We start from the raw sequence: 19,343 nt of genomic DNA on the forward strand, positions 1-19,343 counted from the left end.
CGCTAATGAGTAGTAAAAAGTATGCCAACTATTTACATCAATACACTTAACCGTAACGCTGGATAAGCGTTGAGGTTACTTATAGTTAGACAGTGTAAGTCAGTCTGAACTCATCACTGTGATATTAGAATTTATATAACTGCTTATATTAAGTGGTACGATTTTTGGCGCTATTGAACATTTTACTTTTCATTCATTGGTAGTTGGGTAAACTAGCGCCACTTTTTGAGTGTTTATGTTTGTTATGCTTTGTATGGCCTAACAGACTTTGGGGGAGCGATGATCACTGCATACGCCTATCAAAATAGAGAATTAATCACCACCGAATTGAAGGTTGGCGATAAAGTGCCCGAGTCGACCTTGTGGTTAGATTTATTAAAACCCGACGACGAAGAGCGCAAATGGTTGAGATTATTTTCTGCTGAAGAAGTCCCTGATGAAGAAGATATAAATGAAATTGAAGCCTCAGCGCGTTTTTATCAGAACAAAGATGGCTTACATATTAACTCGTTGTTTCCACAGCGAGTGAGTTCAGATGTACGTGCTGTGAACGTGTCATTCAACTTGCGTGAACGTTTCTTGCTGACATTACGTGAAGAAGATGTGGGTCTTATCCGTTTATTACGTAATTACTTACGTTTAGGCCGCTTGGATATTACGACTCCACAGGGGTTATTGTTAGAGTTGTTTAATTTAAAAGTAGATTATCTATCTGACTTAATTGAAGACGTGTACAGCGTATTAGAAAATGTCGGCGAGCAAGTGTTTAATGACGAAGAGCTTGATGACGTGTTTAAACTAATCATCTTGCAAGAAGATTCTAACGGTAAAATTCGGTTAAGTTTATTGGATACTCAGCGTTCACTTCGTTATATGCAACGTTATTACCGAGACAGTTTATCGGATGAAAATTTAAAAGATATTCGTGAGATGTTATCGGATATTGAATCATTGATGCCACACAGTCAGTTTATTTTCGACAAGTTACAGTTCTTGCTGGACGCGGCTATGGGCTTCAGTGGTTTGCAACAAAACAAAATTATTAAGATATTTTCGGTATCGGCAGTGGTGTTTCTTCCTCCTACATTGATTGCTAGCAGTTATGGGATGAACTTTCATATTATGCCTGAACTCGATTGGCGATTTGGCTATCCGATGGCGGTCGCATTAATGCTTGCCAGCGCGGCGGGAACGTATTTTTTCTTTAAACGAAAAGGTTGGTTATAGCAGCAATCTATCTGACAAGATTAACGCCATCAATTGTTGTCAGTTGATGGTTTTTTTACACCCAAAAATAACGGAAGTGGGTATTAGTTATCTGAACTGACCTTAAGACCATTATTGTTTAATTGGACTCAATAACCCAAAAAAGCCACGACTTACTTCAACATTATGGTGGTGTCATATTGATCTTTCATTGTTAGATAAGGGCCTGACGGAAAGCAGTAATACGTAACCTCAACTCAGAATAGATGCTGAAATAGGCTGTTTTATAACCGTTTATAATTCCACGTTGAGGTTATTTAGTTTGCAACGTTGAAATGAGCCAGTGATTAACAAAAACAGCGTTATTTCTCTAGCCCACTAGTTTTGGCCAATACCTACGCTAATTTTTTCTCTAGGATTTAAGTATTTATGGACTTTTTCAGGTAATGCTGCGGCAGGTAGACTGCGGACAATACTCAGGCCTTCATCTTGTAAGCTAATGATTGGGGCTAAATCTTTAGGTACCAGTTGATCGTAAACCACAATATTAGGGCACAACAGCTTCTGTAAATTTACCGACATAACCATCGCAAATTGGCCACTGGATAACTCAATAATACTGCCAGGCGGGTAAACACCTAATATTTTGATTAGTTTACTAATGTATTCAGTATTTAATTTACTTTTATAATTTTTATACAACAACCCCAAGGCGATACTGGGCGTTTTCCCCTTGATTTGGTTGGTTCCATTACACAGGTTGTCGTATTCATTAACCACCGCGATCAACTGTGACAGCTTGTCTAACTTGTCGGCTTTGAGCCCTTGTGGGTAGCCACTGCCATCTAAAAACTCGTGGTGATTAGCGATTAACGGTCTGGCTTCATCCGGAAAACTGTCAGCCAGTTTTAACAAGTTAATACCCATCAGCGGATGTTGTTTTATAAAATTTTGTTCAGGTGTGGTTAGCGCCAGTCGTTTATTGAGGATATTGCTGGGTACTTTTAATTTACCTATATCGTGAAATAACCCACCAATACCAATAATTTCAACTTCTTCGCGGCTCCAGCCTAGCTCTTTTGCGGTTAACATACTTAACATGGCGACGTTGAGTGAATGGTGATAAATATGCTCATCATTTTTAGCATCGCCCATTAAATGCAAGGCTAAATTGTCGCTATTAAGTAGCATGTTGGTCATGTTGCTGATGAGGTCTTTCACTTCACTGACCGCATTGAGTGGCCGGCTACTGATTTTAGAGACCATTGAACGCATCATCGACACTGAGCGATTAAATTGTTGTTCGGTTTTCTTTAAATCTCGTTTGAGCTTTTGTTGCTCATCTATTTTGGCCGACTTCTGGCTGATCATTTGTTCTTTTAGTGCGTTTAGGGCCTGCTCGTCGGGTTTTGGGATGTTGGCATTCTGGGACGTTACAGGTTCAACATCACTCTTTTCGGGATCAAAAAAAACATCTTTTAGACCTAAGCCTTTGATAAGTTCGATTTGTGCCGCGTCTTTAATTTTAAAACTGCTAAACAGGAAAGGGTGGTCTTTCCAGGAAATCGGCAAGCGGATAAAGGTGCCAACTTGTAATTGTTCAACAGAGATTTTTTGGTTTTTTTTCATATTCAATCGATAGTTACTTTGAAGAACAATGAGCTATGTTATGCATTGCCCTTTACAGGCACTTAAATTGCGTGGCAGCATACTACTATAAATTTATTAACAATAGTTACTCCCTATGGATTTTATTGAAGTATATCCCAATGCGATAAGTAATGATTTATGCGATCGCTTAATTGCGGCATTTGAAACGCATCCGAGTGTGGGTCCTGGCCATACAGGTGCTGGTGTCGATACCGAAAAAAAACGCAGCCGTGATTTAATGTTAGATGCTTGTGATGATTTAGCCGAATTAAAAAACGAACTATTAGCGGCGACGTTTACTCACATCAGCAACTATTTTACTCAGTATTCATTAACTTTAATGGGGTCGGTGTCAGTGCAAGTGACTGATGAAAACGGTCAACCACAAACCTTAACACCTGATAATTTTGCGGCATTGGGTCAACCAAGGGCGGCGGCGTTAACTAAGTACCTGTATCGCAGTGGTACCATCAATGTGCAGCATTATCAGCAAGGTGTAGGTGGCTATCCACATTGGCATTCAGAGCAGTTTCCACAGAAGGGCCATAATGAAGCACTTCATCGGGTGGTGTTATATATGTTTTATCTCAATGATGTGGAAGAGGGGGGTGAAACGGAGTTTTACTATCAGCAACGAAAAATAAGCCCTAAAAAAGGCACCATGGTGATAGCACCTGCCGGTTTTACTCATAGTCATCGTGGTAATGTTCCCATTAGCAATGATAAGTATATTGCCACTTCGTGGGTGATGTTTAATCGTGCCGAGCAGCTTTATGCGCCATTAAGTTAGCGATTACTGTCGGGTAAAGCGAGTGATAGCATTATATGCTTAGGTGCTTATACGGTTAGTTGCTTAGTTGCTTAGTTGCTTAGGCTTATACGGTTAGCGCCACTTGCACTTGATTACCCAGAGTTGATAACGGCACTGGTAAGTGATGTGACAAAATAGGATCCTCTTTAATGACTACTATACGCATAATTGATCCTTGTTGAACCGTCACTATTTTGAAATTTGTTGTTTTGATATTAGCTGACAAGTTGATCTGGTTGAGTATTGAACAGGCTTATAGTGGCCTTTATATAGCGTTTTGTTGCGAGAGTGACAATAACCAGCGTTATTTTAACTGCTATTTTTGCTCATGTTTGTCACATTGAATTCGCTTTTCGATGTAATCAAGGATCAGGTACGGTAGAATAGCCGCATTGATAAAATACCTTCCAAGATTGAAATGAAACTAACACACTTATTATCAGCAAGTTTTTTAAGCTTATTTTCGACGTTTGCATTAAGTGCAACCTTTACCTTTACTGCTATACCCGATGAAGATGAAAGTCAGCTTCGGACTCGGTTTGATAAAGTGGCCGTTTATTTGTCTGAGCAATTGGGCGTGGACGTTAAGTATATCCCGGTAAAGTCTTACTCCGCTGCGGTAACTGCTTTTCGTAATAATCAGGTACAACTTGCATGGTTTGGCGGTTTATCTGGTGTGCAGGCGCGCCGCTTAGTGCCCGGTTCAGAGGCGATAGCACAAGGATTTGAAGATCAGTCTTTCAAGAGTTATTTGATAGCTCATCATTCTACTGACATTACCCCTTCAGATAATTTCCCTTTACTCAATGATTATACCTTTACATTTGGCTCTAAAGATTCAACTTCAGGGCGTTTAATGCCGCAGTATTTTATTGAGCGCAACTTAGATAAGCCGATTGAAAAGATTTTCAAACGTATTGGCTTCTCGGGTGATCATAGTCGTACCATTAGCCAAGTTGAAGCCGGTGTATACCAAGTGGGTGCGGTTAATTATAAAGTGTGGGACACAGCCGTTGAAAAAGGTGAGGTTGATACCAGCAAAGTTAAGGTGATTTGGGAAAGCCCTAGCTATCCAGATTATCAATGGACTGTCCGTGCTGGTGTAGATAATGCCTTTGGTGAAGGTTTTAAAGAAAAGTTAACCCAAGTATTAATTGGGATGACGGATAAGGATTTATTAGCCAGCTTTCCGCGTCAATCGTTTGTACCTGCCCAAAACAAGGACTATGAACCAATTGAGCGTGTCGCGAAAACAATCGGAATGCTTGATTAATGTTGTCGTTGACCGATGTTGATTTAGGTTATAGCCAGAAAATTATTTTACCTAAGGTTAACTTGTCATTTAAGGCAAATGAGCATGTGGCCATTTTAGGCCCTTCTGGCGTGGGTAAAACCACGCTGTTGCATTACTTATATCAACAACTGTCTGAGCAAACGTGTTTGTGTTCTCAAGCACAAGGGCTGGTTGATAATTTATCGATATATCATAATGTGTTTATTGGTGGGTTAGCGCGTTATTCTCGTTGGTATAATTTGGCTAATTTGCTGTTGCCGTTTAGCAAACCACAACAACAAATAGCCGTTCTTTGTCAGCAATTAGAGTTAGCGGTGCCGCTGCAACAAAAAGTCAGCGAATTGTCGGGCGGCCAACGTCAACGTGTGGCATTAGCCAGATCGTTATTTCAACAACAAACTATATTTATGGGTGATGAGCCCTTTTCTGCGTTAGACCCATTAATGGGCTTACGATTATTAAGCTTGATTAAGCAAACACATCAGAGTGTGATTTGTGTGTTGCATGATGCCGAATTAGCGTTAGCACATTTTGACCGTATTATCGTGATCAGCGATGGCAAAGTGGCCCTAGATGATAAAGCCGATCAATTATCTCTGGCTTATTTGTCTCAGCATTACGCATTATCTGATGTACCAAAACATGATGTGGCATAAATATGAGCATGTCGATGTTGCTAAGCACATTTTTTATAACCGACTTTTTATCATTCTGTAACAGCCTCTTCTATTATGCCTAAAACCATGACTTTTAGTGGCCGCTCTTTTGTGGGTCACTGGCAGAAAATCACTGTGTTACTTTTATTGATGGTAGCTGTGTGTTGGTTTTTTGCCGATACAGAAATCATTGCGCTCGAACCTTGGACTGAGCTTGGGCGTATGATGCAAGGCTTTATTCATCCCGACTTTTTTGCGACAGAGTATTTGCTTGATGCTCTGTGGCAAACCATCAGTTTTGCGCTGCTTGGGATCACGATTGGGTTGCTATTGGGGTTTCCACTGGCATTGTGGTATCAACATCCTTTGATTGCGGCAATGTGTGCATTTATCCGTGCTATTCATGAGATATTTTGGGCGTTGATATTTTTACAAATATTTGGTCTTTCAGCCATTACCGGCATTTTAGCCATTGCGCTTCCTTATGCTGCTACGTTTGCCCGTGTGTTTGCTGATATTTTACAACAAGCGCCAATGCATACCTTATTTTCTCTGCCTAAGGGCACCGATAAACTGTCGGCATTTATATATGGTCGCTGGATGCACATGTATCCGCAGATTGTCGATTATATCCGGTACCGTTTTGAATGTGCGCTTCGCAGTAGTGCGGTATTAGGTTTTATTGGCATGCCGACACTAGGCTTTTATTTAGAATCGGCTTTTCGCCAAGGGCATTATCAGCAAGGCGGTGCGTTATTAATCTTATTTGTGCTATTGATTGGAAGTATACGTTTCTGGGCTAAGCCGTTTATGCTTTGGCTGTATTTACCGCTTGCGGTATATTTCTTACCCCCCATACCGGTTATCGACTCGCAACTTATTTGGCGTTTTATCAGTGTTGATGTTTTACCGCCTATGCTGCAAGGGCAAGCCTTCTTAAGCTGGTTTACACCTGATAACCTGTCGAAGGTATTTGACTGGAGTTATAACTTAATAAGCCAGCAAGTCATTCCTGGGATGATTGCTACCTTAGTACTGGCTTTTTGTGCCTTAGGGCTAACTCATATATTGACCATGATATTACTGCCTTTAAACACTCGATTAATGATGCCCAAAGCGGTTATTCTGCTCATGCGTGCTGTGAATTTAATATTACGTTCGCTGCCAGAATATTTGTTGGCCTTTGTGTTTATGATGTTATTAGGACCTTCGATGTTGCCAGCGATTATCGCGTTGGCATTGCATAATAGTGGCCTAATGGTCTTTTTAATGGCGCGCCAAGCTGACAAGGTTAGTGTGCCGCTCACTTATCAGCCAAGGGTTGACCAATATAGTTATCTGGTTATTCCTACTATATACCCCCATTTTATGGGATTGTTGTTTTACCGTTTTGAAGTGATTATCCGTGAAACCGCTATTTTAGGTATGCTTGGCGTGATGACGTTAGGTTTTTATGTGGACAGTAATTTTTCTGAAATTCGCTTTAGTGGAGCCTTGTTATTATTGGTTTTCACTGCGGGGCTAAATGTCGTAGTGGATTATCTGGCGCGTAGATTATTGCGTTATCCTCAAAATCGTATACAGGCTTGCTAAAATCATTCCATGATGAAGCCGATTGGCTTGATGTTGTCATCGCTAACAACTGATGAATGTGCGAGTAAAGTAGCGAATGCTTAACTCGTTTACTCATTAGACGTGAGATGTCATCTGCTTGTGCAAGTTATATCGACAATATGATGTTCAAAATTGGCTAATAATTTGATGGAGAATATTATTAGCAATGGTGACGGCAACGGCAATAAAAATAACCCCTACAAGTAAATCAATAATGCTGTTGGCTGCAAGTAATTTCTGCTGTACCCGAGGTTTAGATAAAATGAGCGCTAATAAACTAAACCATGCTAATGACAAGATAAATAATAATATTGTCGCGGCTACTTTTGTCGAGTCATTGACTTGCGGCGTAATCAATACTGAAAATAAGGTAATAAAAAAGATCAGCGCTTTAGGATTCAGTAGGTTGGTATATAGGCCGACTTTAAATCCTGTTAACGACGACATCAGAGTATTCTTCGCCATATTATGTTGAGTCGGAGATATGGATATGTCTGCAGTACGTCGTTTGCTGATGATACTGGTTAGGGCTGATTTGAGTGCTCCATACCCCATCCATGCTAAATAGCTACTACCGATCAGTTGTACTGCCATAAAGGCAACATGGGATTGCTGGATCATCACACTTATGCCCATCAAAGATAGAAAGGTGTGAACTAAGATGGCGACGGCAATGCCTAGGGCGCAATAAAGCGCGGTTAAGCGTGTTTGCTGTGTGGCCATTTTGACGATAATGGCAAAATCAGGTCCGGGGCTCATTAATGCCACAATGTGAATAACCGCTAAACTTGCCAATAAAGTCATGTCCATATTTATTCCGTTTGTTGTTAATTAACCTTAGCTCGGGACAATAATTGGTAATCAAACAACTTGTTGTCCTGCTATTTGTGTGACATTGACTTGAAATCGTTCCGCGATTGACTTGCAGTAGGCCTTATTAGTAAAACAAATGACAAGTTTGATAGAGTGGACTTGAGATAAATTCGCTTTTGCTGATTTATCTCATGTCCCATCTATTATCTCGAACTGAGGTTAACTAAAACAGGCGACACTAGTCGTTATATCAATGTAAGTTGATGATAATGGCATATTTATGCTGAAAAAAGATAATAAAAAAGCGCTAAATTAGCGCTTTTTTATATAACGAAAGCTATGCGTTAATTTTTGTCATTAAGCACTTGCTCTTCAAACTTTTTACCTGCTTGTGAATTATTGAATATTTCTTCGTTAAATTCACCCTCAGATTTAGCAATGATGACGGTAGCCACAGCATCACCCGTTACATTCACCGCAGTGCGGATCATGTCTAGCATTCTGTCGACACCAATAATCAAGGCAATACCTTCAACCGGCAAACCTACTTGGTTTAATACCAATGCCAGCATAATAAGGCCTACACCAGGCACACCCGCCGTACCGATAGAGGCCAGTGTAGCCGTGAGCACGACCGTGGCATAATCCATGATGCTAAGGTCAATACCATATACTTGGGCAATAAATACCGTTGCAACACCTTGCATAATGGCGGTGCCATCCATGTTGAGTGTGGCACCTAGTGGCAGCGTAAAAGAGGCAATTTTATTGTCGACACCCATTCGGTGTTCGGCGGTTTCAATGGTAACGGGTAATGTTGCATTAGAACTTGCAGTACTAAATGCAAACAGTTGCACATTGCGAATTTTACGCAAAAACATTAACGGACTGAGGCCTGAAAATAGTTTTAGTAGAGTAGGGTAAACAACAAGCCCTTGTATAAATAGCACTGCTACCACTAAGAAGAAGTATTTGACTACGCTGCCGAAGGTTTCTAATCCTAGGGTTAAACTCAGTTTGGCCATTAATGCGAAAACACCATAAGGCGCCAATTGCATAATTAATGTCACGACTCGCATGATCACATCATTTAAATCGTTAAAAAATGATGCAACACGAGAGCCTTTATCACCGATATGCGCGATAGCAAATCCAAAAATTACCGCAAAGATGATGATCTGCAGCATATTGCCTTCGCTCATGGCTCGCATTGGGTTTGTGGGGACGATATTAATCAGTACCTCAGACAAACTAGGTGCATCTTTAACCGTAAATTCTAGCGCATTATTTGCCAGACTTGCATTACCAGGGTGAATAATTACCGCGGCTAAAATCGCGATGGAGAGCGCGATTGCTGTGGTGAATAAATAAAAGGCAATGGTTTTGCCCCCTAAGCGACCTAATTTAGAGGGATCACTTAACGAACTTGTTCCACACACTAGTGAAACGAACACTAATGGAACAACGAGCATTTTTAAACTCGAAATAAAGATCGTGCCGATCACATGTAAAAAACCATTAGTAATGTATTCTTCAATGAATTGACTATCTGGAAACACATTCCTCAACAACAGGCCTAAAATAATGCCTGCAGCCATACCTATTAAAATTTTGCTCGTGAGCCCGAGCTTAAGTTGTTTACTCACAGAGTGTTCCTTCTAATCATATTATTTTATGCCTTTATTTAATGCGCTAAAGACTAGCAGGAATTGATAACTTAGGAAATGGTCTTAAAGTGAAAGTTTTAGCGGATAAGTAGCGAAGAAAATAGTAGAGTTATGCTAAGGTTACACGATGTCTGCGTATTGTTAATCTATAACAAACTATAATAATTCTTAAGTTTTACCTTAATGTAACAGGGAGCCTGACAATGAAGTCAGCATATAAAGTTTATTTAGCACTTTTATGTACATTTTTTATCGTCGCATGTGGCGGTGGTGGCGGTATAACCGATGATGGAACCGGAGATGGGACCACTCCTGATCCGACTATATCTATTGCGTTAAGTATCGACAATGATCAAATTTCAGTTGCTGAACCTGCGGTTATTACCGCAATAGTGAAAGACTCAACGGGTGCAGCTATTAGCACTTTAGTTTCTTTTTCATTAAATAATGCTGAATACGGCACCTTTTCTCCCGGTACGGGTGAAGTTGCAACTAATGCTGATGGTGTTGCTACTGTACAGTTAAATTCTGCGGCAATAAACTCTGGCGCAACCATTAGTGCGACCATTACATCTGGCGAGACTAATTCGCTTAACGTGACTATGGCCGGTGACGGTGGCGTAGCAGGTGGTGGTGCCCAAGTCTCATTGGTACTAACCGATGAAGACGGTAACGCAATACAATCGATTAACACATTATCACCAGGCAAATTAACGGCGACCGTTAGTGGGCTTTCTAAGGCGGTAATTGTGACCTTTGATAGCCCGATAGGTGATTTACCGGTTAAAACGGCCGTCACCAATGCACAAGGCAAAGCGACAGTCGATATCTATGCAGGCAGTTCTTTAGGCGCTGGAGAAGCCACGGCATCGCTCTCGACTAATGAAATCGGTTCAACAATTGTTGTCGTTGGTGCGACCGATGTTGTCATGGGCAGTGGCACACCTTTTGTTCAAGGTGTGGCGGCGGTTAGTGCAACAGATCTTTCTGCGGGTGGGACTGCAACGATTTCAGTGCTGATTCAAGATGATCAAGGCAATCCTTTTACCCAACCTGTTGATGTGAACTTCTCTTCAACATGTGCGACAAAAAGTCCAGCGCAAGCCGTGATTAGCTCGCCAGTTTCATCAAGCAATGGGGTTGCAACCTCAACGTATCGTGCTCAAGGTTGTGTTGGTGAAGATCAAATCAATGTAACAGCCAATGCGGGTGGAATAAGTTTATCTGCTGCAGGGACTATTAATGTACTGCAGGCTGATGTCGGTAGTATTGTGTTTGTATCAGCCGCTCCTCAAAACATTAGTATTTTAGGCACTGGAGGTGATGAATCATCAGTGGTTAAATTTAAAGTGCTCGATAAAAATAGCAATGTGGTTACCAACCAAAATGTGATTTTTAAACTCAACACTACTATTGGTGGCGTCAAAATTGATCCATTGCAAGCCACAACCGATAACAGCGGTGTGGTACAAACTGTCGTCACTACCGGTACTGTTGCAACATCACTGCGTGTTACCGCGACGGTAGATAATGGCTCAATCCCTGCTATTTCTAGCCAATCAAGTCAGTTGATTATATCAACGGGTATTCCTGACCAAGACAGTTTTTCGTTATCGGCTGAAGTACTTAATGCTGAAGGTTGGGATCTAGACGGGACGGTTGTCAAGGTTACTGCTCGGATGGCCGATGCGTTTAACAACCCTGTACCCGATGGGACGACAGTATCTTTTACCACTGAAGGTGGCTCTATTGAAGATGCATGTCAAACAGTAAAAGGTGCGTGTTCGGTCTCTTGGACAAGTCAGCTTCCTCGACCTGAAGGCTTTGTACTTTTTAATGGATTAGGCCAACAAAATAACGATCCCCAAGCTAATTTAAAATGTTACAACCTAAGTGATGGTTCTGAAGACAATGCTTGTGCTAATGCGAACATCGTTTATGGCAATTTTTATGGCCAAAAATACGGTGGTCGAGCGACTATTACGGCAACCGCGATTGGTGAAGAGTCCTTCCCCGACTTAAATGGTAATGGCCGTTTTGATCCTTCGTATGAAGCTGAAAGAGAAGAGTTTTTGAAACAGGTAGATGTTACAGGTCAGCGCTTTGATTTAGACGATGCCTTTAATGATTATAATGAAGATACTGTCTTTAATCCTGATCCTAAAGATCCTTCATTAACAGGTTTAGATGGTGGTGATTTAGAAGAATTGATTGATTTCAATACCAATGGTCAGTTTGATACAGCAGATAAACACTACAATGGTGTGCTGTGTGCTAAAGAACTCGCTTCATACAATAAAAATGATCCAAGTGCAGTAAATACAGCATCTGATATTGAAATGTACTGTGCAGATGGAATCACAGATGCTAAGTCACTATTTGTACGCCGTAGTATAGTCATGGTGATGTCTGGAAGTGCTGCTTTTGCAACTCGACCTTCAGGTATCGATATTGTAGACAGTACTGGAACTCATACTGGCGGTAGTATCACTATCGAGGGTAAAGGTTCTGCTACGGCAATGTTCACGATTTCTGATTTACATAATCAGCAAATGCCCGCGGGTTCGATTGTGAGATTCAAGACCTCTGCCGGTTCTGTTGTCAGCACCAGCGAATTTACTTGGCCAAGTTCTAACTACAATGGTGGACGTCAGTTCAGCACAACGCTAAAAGGTGAAGATGAACCTAATACAGGGGTCTTTATTGTTGAAGTGGAATCACCAAATGGTTTAATCACCCAAGTGGTATCAATCGGTGTGACCATTCTATAATCGATTGATAGTGACTCTAACCATTGCGTTAGGGAACACCCATTAAAAAAGGCGCTTAAAGCGCCTTTTTTGTTTTTGTTGATAATACCAATTATAAATACTTCTAGGTTGCCGCTTTCATTGCAACGGTAAATTCAGCCATTTTTGCTAGTAATGTGACTTCATCGTGTTGATGAGCGGCAATAATTTTAACCACCGCAGAACCTGAAATTGCCCCCGCGGCGCCAGCCTTGATGGCGGCGCGCACTTGTTCTGGTTCGGCAATACCAAACCCTAATAGTGGCGGTGGGGCATTAAACTCGACGAGTTGTGTGAGAATATTTTCAATTGGCTCACCGGCTTTTGACTCAGTACCCGTGACGCCGGCACGTGATAATAGGTAGGTATAACCTTCACCTTGTTCACTGACCAGTTTTAGGGTGTCAGAGTCAGCATTTGGCGGAGCGATAAAGATTGGTGCAATAGCATGTGCTTTTGCGGCTTGACTAAAGGGTTCAGATTCTTCAACTGGCACGTCGGCAATTAACACTGAATCCACACCGGCAGCTTGTGCTTTGGCATAAAATGCATCGATACCATTGGCAAAAACTAAGTTGGCATACAACAATAATCCGATAGGCAGATCTGGGTATTGCGCCCGTACTTTGGTGATGATGTCAAAACAATCACTTTGTTTAGTGCCTGCAGCCAATGAGCGTAAATTTGCGCCTTGTATGACGGGGCCATCGGCTAATGGATCTGAAAAAGGAAAGCCTAATTCAAGCGCATCAGCGCCATTATCAACTAAGGTCTGGATAATTTTCAACGATAATTCAGGGCTCGGATCGCCAATGGTGACAAAAGGAACAAACGCGCCTCTGTGTTGTTTTTTTAGTGCAGCAAATGTTGCTTGATAACGGTTACTCATTGCCGCTCTCCTGTTGTTTTTGTTTGGCCTCTAAAATATCTGCCACAGTGAATATATCCTTGTCGCCACGCCCAGATAGATTAACCACTAAAATCGTTTCTTTAGTGGCTTCTTCGGCCATGCGTACCGCATAGGCAAGAGCGTGGGCAGATTCTAATGCGGGGATAATCCCTTCGCATCGCGCGAGTTTTTGGAACATATCCAGTGCTTCATCATCAGTTGCTGATTCATAGCGTGCACGACCAATGGCATTCAAATGTGCATGTTGTGGACCAACCGATGGGAAATCAAGCCCAGCAGAAACAGAATAAGACTCTTCAACTTGACCGTCGCTGTTTTGCATTAAGGGTGACTTCATCCCAAAGAAAATACCGGTTTTACCGTGTTTAAGCGGCGCGCCGTGCATAGCGGTATCGAGACCTTTACCAGCGGGTTCCACACCAATCAATTCTACTGACGGTTCATCAATAAAATCGGCAAACATGCCAATAGCATTTGAACCGCCGCCGACGCAAGCAATAACGGCATCGGGTAAGCGTCCTTCCTTTTCAAGAATTTGTTTTTTAGTTTCTTCACCGATCATACGTTGGAATTCTCGCACAATTGTCGGGAATGGATGCGGCCCGGCTGCAGTACCCAGCAAGTAATGCGCTTTATCATAGCTGCCTGACCAATCGCGCATGGCTTCGTTGCAAGCATCTTTTAGGGTTGATGAACCTGAGGTAACCGGAATAACTTCAGCGCCCATTAATTTCATCCGAAATACATTCGGCGATTGACGTTCAATGTCCTTGGCGCCCATATAGACTCTACATTTTAAGCCTAAAAGGGCACAGGCTAGGGCAGTGGCTACGCCGTGTTGTCCTGCGCCTGTTTCAGCGATGATTTCTTTTTTGCCCATACGCTTAGCTAACAGCGCTTGACCCAATACCTGGTTGGTTTTATGGGCGCCACCGTGAAGCAAATCCTCACGCTTCAGGTAAATTTTCACCAAAGGGTTCGGACTTAAATTACGGGTAAGTGTTAGCGCCGTTGGGCGTCCGGCATAGTTTTTTAACAAGTCGGTAAATTCAGCGATAAAGCTTTCATCTTGTTGCGCATCGATAAAGGCTGTTTCAAGTTGTTTTAATGCAGGGACTAAAATTTGTGGTACGTACATACCGCCATATTCGCCGAAATAAGGGTTAAGCTTGAGCTTGGTCATAAAATTTCCCAATGAATCATAGTGTAATAATGTCAATAAATTGTTCGCAACTGCTCGCTAATTAAGGCGTAATTGTGCAAAGGCGGCAATCAGTTGTTGGTGGTCTTTATGGCCAGGGCTAGATTCTACTCCTGAATTTAGGTCGACCCCATAAAATCCTTGCTGGCTGGCGAGATAAACATTGTTTGGGGTTAATCCTCCCGCCAACATCGCCTGTTGTTTATCTATGATGCAGGTTTGCCAATTGAATGTTTGACCTGTACCGCCAAATTGTTGTGCTGACTTGCTGTCGTATAAATAACGATCGGCGCCAGCAGGCTTTGCACTCATCTCGCCGGTGTTACTGTCAATAGAGACCGCTTTCCAAATTTGAGTATTCAGTTGCTGATGATTAAGTAATGCTCTTAGCTCGTTGATTTCAAGTTCTGTTTCATTGCCGTGCAATTGCACCGCATAAAGATTAAGCGTTTGAGCTAACAAGGCGATATCGGCAATGGGATGATTAACAAATACACCCACCATATTTAATCCAATATTACGCTGTTGCATTTGTTCTACTAAATCATTGGCTTGAGCCGGGGTAACCGCTCTTGGTGATTTGGGATGAAAAATTAATCCACCCAATACTGCACCAGCTTTGGCTGCTGCTTTAATATCGTCAATTTGGGTCAAACCGCAGACTTTATTGTGACCAAAAATAAGCTGTCTGCAAGCTAAATCAATATCGTCTTGCGCCATAATTGAACTACCAACAAGGTAGCCGTCAACCAAGGGATTTAGGCGGCGGACTTGTTGGTGGTTGTAAATACCTGATTCGCTAATCACCACTCTGTCGGCAGGGATCTGCGGAGCTAATAATTCGGTGGTTGCAAGATCAGTGCTTAAGTCGCGTAAATTACGGTTGTTAATACCAATGATCGGTGCATTTAGATCAATGGCTCTAACCAATTCAGCTTGGTTACTCACTTCGGTTAAGGTATCTAATTGATACTTTGCCGCTTCGTTAGCTAATAAACGATATTGTTCATCATCAAGCACTGACAGCATGAGTAAAATGGCATCAGCACCTTGGTGGGCAGCCAATTTTACTTGATAAGGGTCGACAAAGAAGTCTTTACAGATAATCGGCTGAGTCACTCTGGCGCGGACTTTGGGAATGTAGTCCATGTCACCTTGGAAAAACTGTTCATCGGTGAGCACTGAGATGCCAGCGGCGTAGTGAGTATAAATATCTGCGATGGCTTCAACATCAAAGTCTTGACGGATCAGTCCTTTTGAGGGGCTGGCCTTTTTACATTCAAAAATGAACTGAGCATTAGGCGCTTTGAGGGCGTCATATAAGCTACGGTCAGATATTTTAGGCTGTAAACTGGCTTCTGGGAAACGCAGTTTAAGCGCGGCGATATGCGCCACTTTAGTTTCAATGATGCGGGTTAACACATTACTTTCTGGCTTACTCATGGTTTTCTCCAGCTTGGCTCGCGGCAGCTAGTTCGATTAATAAGGTAAAGGCTGCACCACTGGCAAGTGTCGCTAGTGCTAGCTGAGTACCCGCTTGAACTGAGTCGCAAATGCCGCTGATGTACAAAGCACAACCAGCGTTAATTGCGACAGCATCTCGATGAGCGGGTAGACCTTTGCCTTGTAAAATGGCTTGGGTGATTAAGGCATTTTCAGCCGGTTCGCCACCGGTTAACTGCGCTATACCTGCGCGGTTAACACCAAGATCTTCAGGGCTAAGTTGGTAAGTACGCACCACGCCGTCTTTTAGTTCTGCCACATGAGTATTGTCATGCAATGCGACTTCATCTAAGCCACTGCCATACACCACCATGGCGCGTTTAACCCCGAGGGCATGAAGCACGTGTGCGATAGGCTCGATCAGTCCAAGTTTGTAAACTCCTAGCAACATAAACTCTGGGTTTGCAGGGTTAATTAACGGGCCGAGCACATTAAAAATGGTACGGGTTTTTAAGGCTTGTCTAACGGGCACGGCATGTTTAACTCCGCCATGGTAATGGGGCGCAAATAAGAAACATAAGCCAAGCTTATCTAAACACTGGCTTGCCGCATCTGGCGCCATGGTGAGCGTAATACCGCAATGGGACAATAAGTCAGATGAACCTGACTTACTTGATACGCTACGGTTACCGTGTTTTGCTACCTTAGCGCCTGCTGCTGCGGCAACAAAAGCGGCAGTGGTTGAAATATTAATGGTGTTATGGCCATCACCACCGGTACCGACAATATCAACAATGCCGCTGTGTTTAGAGGCGTCACTGCGCGGGAATGGTTTGGCTGCTTGTCGTAAAGCATCAGCGGCTCCGGCTATTTCGTCAATGGTTTCGCCGCGCATTTTCAGCGCCACCAACATACCTGCCATGGCTGCTGGCTGCATCTCACCTTGAATAAGAGCGCTAAAAACTTGCGCCATTTGTTCGCGAGTTAACGCGCTACCTTGGTAAAGGCGGTCGAATAAAGCTTGTAGGTTATCCACTATGCGCCTCCGGTAAAAGTATGCTCTTGGGTTAAATACGCCAATGTTTGCGTCAGTAACTGGCTACCTAAAGTGGTTAAAATCGATTCTGGATGAAATTGAAATCCGATTGCTTGATGTTGTGGGTGCAATATTGCCATTGGCATCTCATCGGTGGTAGCAATGATTTTCAAGCAGTCTGGCACCTTTGTTGCCACTAAACTGTGGTAACGGGCAACGGGCAAAGGTGAGGGTAAATTAGCAAATACGCCTTCACCATTATGGAAGGTTGGACTGGCTTTGCCGTGGACCACAAACGGCGCGCGTTCAACTTTGCCGCCATAATATTCGACCATGGCTTGATGACCTAAACAAATGCCAAGCATCGGGACTTTACCGGCGACTTTACCAATGAGTTCCATCATGCAGCCTGCTTCGTGAGGCGCGCCAGGGCCAGGCGATAGCACTAATGCGGCTTTACCGGTTTCATTGATCAGTTTTTCTGCAACATAATCGGCACTGACATCATTACGATAAATGATCACCTCACAGCCAAGGCTGCGGAATTGATCCACTAAGTTGTAGGTGAATGAGTCAAAATTATCGAGTAAATATAACTTCATCCGGATAGTCGCTTGTGGGGTTGTTGTGCTCATAGTCCACCTCCCATTTTGATCGCCGAAATCACCGCTTGGGCTTTTTGACGCGTTTCATCGGCTTCTGCTTGTGGATCTGAATCAAACACCACCCCAGCACCCGCTTGTATATGGGCAATATCATGTTTAACAAAGGCGGAGCGGATAACAATGCAGGTGTCCATGTCGCCCAGACCATTGAGGTAACCGACCGCGCCGCCATAACTGCCACGACGAGCTTGTTCTGCTTGACGCACTAATTGTGATGCACGCACTTTTGGCGCACCCACTAAGGTGCCCATGTTCATACATGCTTGATAAGCATGTAAGGCATCTAAATCCTCTCGTAATTGGCCAGTGACACGGCTAACTAAATGCATAACGTGCGAGTAACGATCGACTTTTAATAGTTCGGTGACTTTACGGCTTCCGCTTTGACTGATGCGGGCGATGTCATTACGGGCTAAATCGACCAGCATTAAATGTTCTGACAATTCTTTCTTATCTAAACGCAGCTCAAGTTCTATGCGGCTGTCTAAGTCAACATCAATCTCACCTTGGGCATTTTTACCGCGCTGACGAGTGCCGGCTATGGGATACACTTCAACTTGATTACTGGCAGCATCATATTTCAAGGCACTTTCTGGCGAGGCGCCAAATAAAGTGAAGTCTGGGCCTCTAAAATAGAACATATACGGACTTGGATTGGTTAAGCGTAAAGCCCGGTAAGCCCCTAATGTATTAGGACAAGGTAAGCTAAAGCATCGAGATGGCACTACTTGAAAAATATCACCGGCGACAATATGTTCTTTTAAATCAATAACGGTTTGCTTAAATTGTTGGTCGGTGATGTTGACTTCTGCGTCGGCTGCTACTGGCGCAAAGGGAGCAATATCGTCTAATTCGGCGCATTGTTGTATGACGTGTTGCAGTTGCTGAGCGAGCTGTTGTGCAATTATGTTATCTTGACCAAATTGATGACTGACAATCTCCGCTTGTTGGGTTTGATGGTCAATTAAAATAAGTGTTTCCGCAAGATAGAATAAGTAGTCGGGACAGTCATTATTTGCGTTGGGCGCCGCGGGGAGTGGCTCGACGGTATCAATTAAGTCATATGCTAATACGCCCCCTAAAAATAAATCTTCAAACTGTAGCGGATTATTGGTTTGAATGTGTTTGATAAACATTCTTAAGCCATCAAGCGGAGATGTTGACTTTAAGCGCGCATCTTCGTCTTGTAACTCGGTGGCCTTTTGCAGCGTGACTATTAGTGTCTCATTGTCGCGTTGTTGCTGTGCATCACCAAAAAAACCGGCAATGGGCGTTAACAGCGCGGCGCCATTGTGAGTCAATGCACTAAAGGTGAGTTGATAACCATCGCAACGGATCATCATCGCGGCATGGGTTAACACAATACTTTTTAAATGGTCTTTACTTTCGACCTCAGCTGACTCTAATAGCATGGTATGCGGCGCGTTATGGGTCACTTGCTGATAAAGTTTTAGTGGATCCGTATGGTAGGTTAACGTCTGCTTTTGCGTCGTAACCTGAGCGAGTTGGTTTGGTGTCGTCACGATTGTAGTCACTATGTGGCCGCTCCCTGTGTCATTGTGTTTATCATCTGTTGGCCTTTAATCTT

General features: G+C 42.8%; 15 protein-coding genes and 1 pseudogene. 6 read left to right on the forward strand and 10 right to left on the reverse strand.

Translation table 11 applies throughout. From position 1 onward, the window contains the following. Positions 1-279 precede the first annotated feature (279 nt). Positions 280-1,227: a magnesium/cobalt transporter CorA gene (corA, locus tag EGC80_RS13480; RefSeq protein WP_124014179.1), complete on the forward strand. Its 948-nt coding sequence runs from the start codon at positions 280-282 to the stop codon at positions 1,225-1,227. Positions 1,228-1,584: 357 nt separating this feature from the next. Here corA and EGC80_RS13485 read toward each other — a convergent pair whose 3' ends face one another. Beyond that, positions 1,585-2,835, reverse strand: a complete 1,251-nt coding sequence (locus EGC80_RS13485) for an HD-GYP domain-containing protein (protein WP_124014178.1) — start codon at positions 2,833-2,835, stop codon at positions 1,585-1,587. 115 nt (positions 2,836-2,950) lie between these two features. Between EGC80_RS13485 and EGC80_RS13490 the strand changes: the two genes are divergently transcribed. Continuing rightward, positions 2,951-3,646: a 2OG-Fe(II) oxygenase gene (locus EGC80_RS13490; RefSeq protein ID WP_124014177.1), complete on the forward strand. Its 696-nt coding sequence runs from the start codon at positions 2,951-2,953 to the stop codon at positions 3,644-3,646. A gap of 91 nt (positions 3,647-3,737) precedes the next feature. Here the strand turns inward: EGC80_RS13490 and EGC80_RS22905 are convergent. Continuing rightward, positions 3,738-3,833 (reverse strand): annotated as a pseudogene (locus tag EGC80_RS22905) (DNA-binding response regulator); the annotation flags it as partial. A gap of 252 nt (positions 3,834-4,085) precedes the next feature. On the opposite strand from EGC80_RS22905, the gene EGC80_RS13500 reads away from it, so the two are divergent. From EGC80_RS13500 to EGC80_RS13510, 3 genes are all read left to right on the forward strand, one after another. Then, positions 4,086-4,940 (forward strand): putative selenate ABC transporter substrate-binding protein, encoded by an 855-nt coding sequence (locus tag EGC80_RS13500; protein WP_124014176.1) that lies wholly within the window; start codon positions 4,086-4,088, stop codon positions 4,938-4,940. After that, entirely contained in the window at positions 4,940-5,617 is a 678-nt protein-coding gene (locus tag EGC80_RS13505; RefSeq protein WP_124014175.1) for an ATP-binding cassette domain-containing protein, read from the forward strand. The genes EGC80_RS13500 and EGC80_RS13505 overlap by 1 nt, the downstream gene beginning before the upstream one ends. 75 nt (positions 5,618-5,692) lie before the next feature. Further along, positions 5,693-7,210, forward strand: coding sequence for a PhnE/PtxC family ABC transporter permease (locus EGC80_RS13510; protein WP_124014174.1), 1,518 nt, complete (start codon positions 5,693-5,695; stop codon positions 7,208-7,210). Between the two features lie 147 nt (positions 7,211-7,357). Here the strand turns inward: EGC80_RS13510 and EGC80_RS13515 are convergent, their stop codons facing one another. Both EGC80_RS13515 and EGC80_RS13520 read right to left on the reverse strand, forming a co-directional pair. Next, positions 7,358-8,041 carry a LysE family translocator gene (locus EGC80_RS13515; protein ID WP_124014173.1) on the reverse strand — a complete coding sequence of 228 codons (684 nt, stop codon included), beginning with the start codon at positions 8,039-8,041 and terminating at the stop codon, positions 7,358-7,360. 347 nt (positions 8,042-8,388) lie between these two features. Next, positions 8,389-9,690: a dicarboxylate/amino acid:cation symporter gene (locus tag EGC80_RS13520; RefSeq protein WP_101030450.1), complete on the reverse strand. Its 1,302-nt coding sequence runs from the start codon at positions 9,688-9,690 to the stop codon at positions 8,389-8,391. Between the two features lie 224 nt (positions 9,691-9,914). Here EGC80_RS13520 and EGC80_RS13525 point away from each other — a divergent pair, with 224 nt between their 5' ends. After that, the gene (locus tag EGC80_RS13525; RefSeq protein ID WP_124014172.1) at positions 9,915-12,482 is read left to right on the forward strand and encodes a hypothetical protein; all 2,568 of its coding nucleotides are present in this window, start codon (positions 9,915-9,917) and stop codon (positions 12,480-12,482) included. 103 nt (positions 12,483-12,585) lie between these two features. Here the strand turns inward: EGC80_RS13525 and trpA are convergent, their stop codons facing one another. Genes trpA through EGC80_RS13555 form a run of 6 tightly spaced genes read right to left on the reverse strand, consistent with a single transcriptional unit; the run spans position 12,586 to position 19,293 of the window. Then, positions 12,586-13,389 carry a tryptophan synthase subunit alpha gene (gene trpA, locus EGC80_RS13530; RefSeq protein WP_101030455.1) on the reverse strand — a complete coding sequence of 268 codons (804 nt, stop codon included), beginning with the start codon at positions 13,387-13,389 and terminating at the stop codon, positions 12,586-12,588. Further along, positions 13,382-14,593: a tryptophan synthase subunit beta gene (trpB, locus tag EGC80_RS13535; protein ID WP_124014171.1), complete on the reverse strand. Its 1,212-nt coding sequence runs from the start codon at positions 14,591-14,593 to the stop codon at positions 13,382-13,384. Before trpB ends, trpA begins: the two co-directional genes overlap by 8 nt. Before the next feature lie 57 nt (positions 14,594-14,650). Then, positions 14,651-16,054, reverse strand: coding sequence for a bifunctional indole-3-glycerol-phosphate synthase TrpC/phosphoribosylanthranilate isomerase TrpF (gene trpCF / locus EGC80_RS13540; protein WP_124014170.1), 1,404 nt, complete (start codon positions 16,052-16,054; stop codon positions 14,651-14,653). Next, a complete protein-coding gene (gene trpD / locus EGC80_RS13545) occupies positions 16,047-17,090 on the reverse strand; it encodes an anthranilate phosphoribosyltransferase (protein ID WP_124014169.1) in 1,044 nt (347 codons plus the stop codon). The genes trpCF and trpD overlap by 8 nt, the downstream gene beginning before the upstream one ends. After that, a complete protein-coding gene (locus EGC80_RS13550) occupies positions 17,090-17,692 on the reverse strand; it encodes an aminodeoxychorismate/anthranilate synthase component II (RefSeq protein WP_101034639.1) in 603 nt (200 codons plus the stop codon). Before EGC80_RS13550 ends, trpD begins: the two co-directional genes overlap by 1 nt. A gap of 29 nt (positions 17,693-17,721) precedes the next feature. Then, a complete protein-coding gene (locus EGC80_RS13555) occupies positions 17,722-19,293 on the reverse strand; it encodes an anthranilate synthase component 1 (protein WP_372491498.1) in 1,572 nt (523 codons plus the stop codon). Positions 19,294-19,343: the final 50 nt, after the last annotated feature.

The organism is Shewanella psychromarinicola (genome assembly GCF_003855155.1).
Taxonomy (GTDB): domain Bacteria; phylum Pseudomonadota; class Gammaproteobacteria; order Enterobacterales; family Shewanellaceae; genus Shewanella; species Shewanella psychromarinicola.

Coding starts and splice junctions, on each gene's coding strand:
- corA (WP_124014179.1), top strand. CDS start 280: ATGATCACTGCATACGCCTATCAAAATAGAGAATTAATCACCACCGAA.
- EGC80_RS13485 (WP_124014178.1), bottom strand. CDS start 2,835: ATGAAAAAAAACCAAAAAATCTCTGTTGAACAATTACAAGTTGGCACC.
- EGC80_RS13490 (WP_124014177.1), top strand. CDS start 2,951: ATGGATTTTATTGAAGTATATCCCAATGCGATAAGTAATGATTTATGC.
- EGC80_RS13500 (WP_124014176.1), top strand. CDS start 4,086: ATGAAACTAACACACTTATTATCAGCAAGTTTTTTAAGCTTATTTTCG.
- EGC80_RS13505 (WP_124014175.1), top strand. CDS start 4,940: ATGTTGTCGTTGACCGATGTTGATTTAGGTTATAGCCAGAAAATTATT.
- EGC80_RS13510 (WP_124014174.1), top strand. CDS start 5,693: ATGCCTAAAACCATGACTTTTAGTGGCCGCTCTTTTGTGGGTCACTGG.
- EGC80_RS13515 (WP_124014173.1), bottom strand. CDS start 8,041: ATGGACATGACTTTATTGGCAAGTTTAGCGGTTATTCACATTGTGGCA.
- EGC80_RS13525 (WP_124014172.1), top strand. CDS start 9,915: ATGAAGTCAGCATATAAAGTTTATTTAGCACTTTTATGTACATTTTTT.
- trpA (WP_101030455.1), bottom strand. CDS start 13,389: ATGAGTAACCGTTATCAAGCAACATTTGCTGCACTAAAAAAACAACAC.
- trpB (WP_124014171.1), bottom strand. CDS start 14,593: ATGACCAAGCTCAAGCTTAACCCTTATTTCGGCGAATATGGCGGTATG.
- trpCF (WP_124014170.1), bottom strand. CDS start 16,054: ATGAGTAAGCCAGAAAGTAATGTGTTAACCCGCATCATTGAAACTAAA.
- EGC80_RS13550 (WP_101034639.1), bottom strand. CDS start 17,692: ATGAAGTTATATTTACTCGATAATTTTGACTCATTCACCTACAACTTA.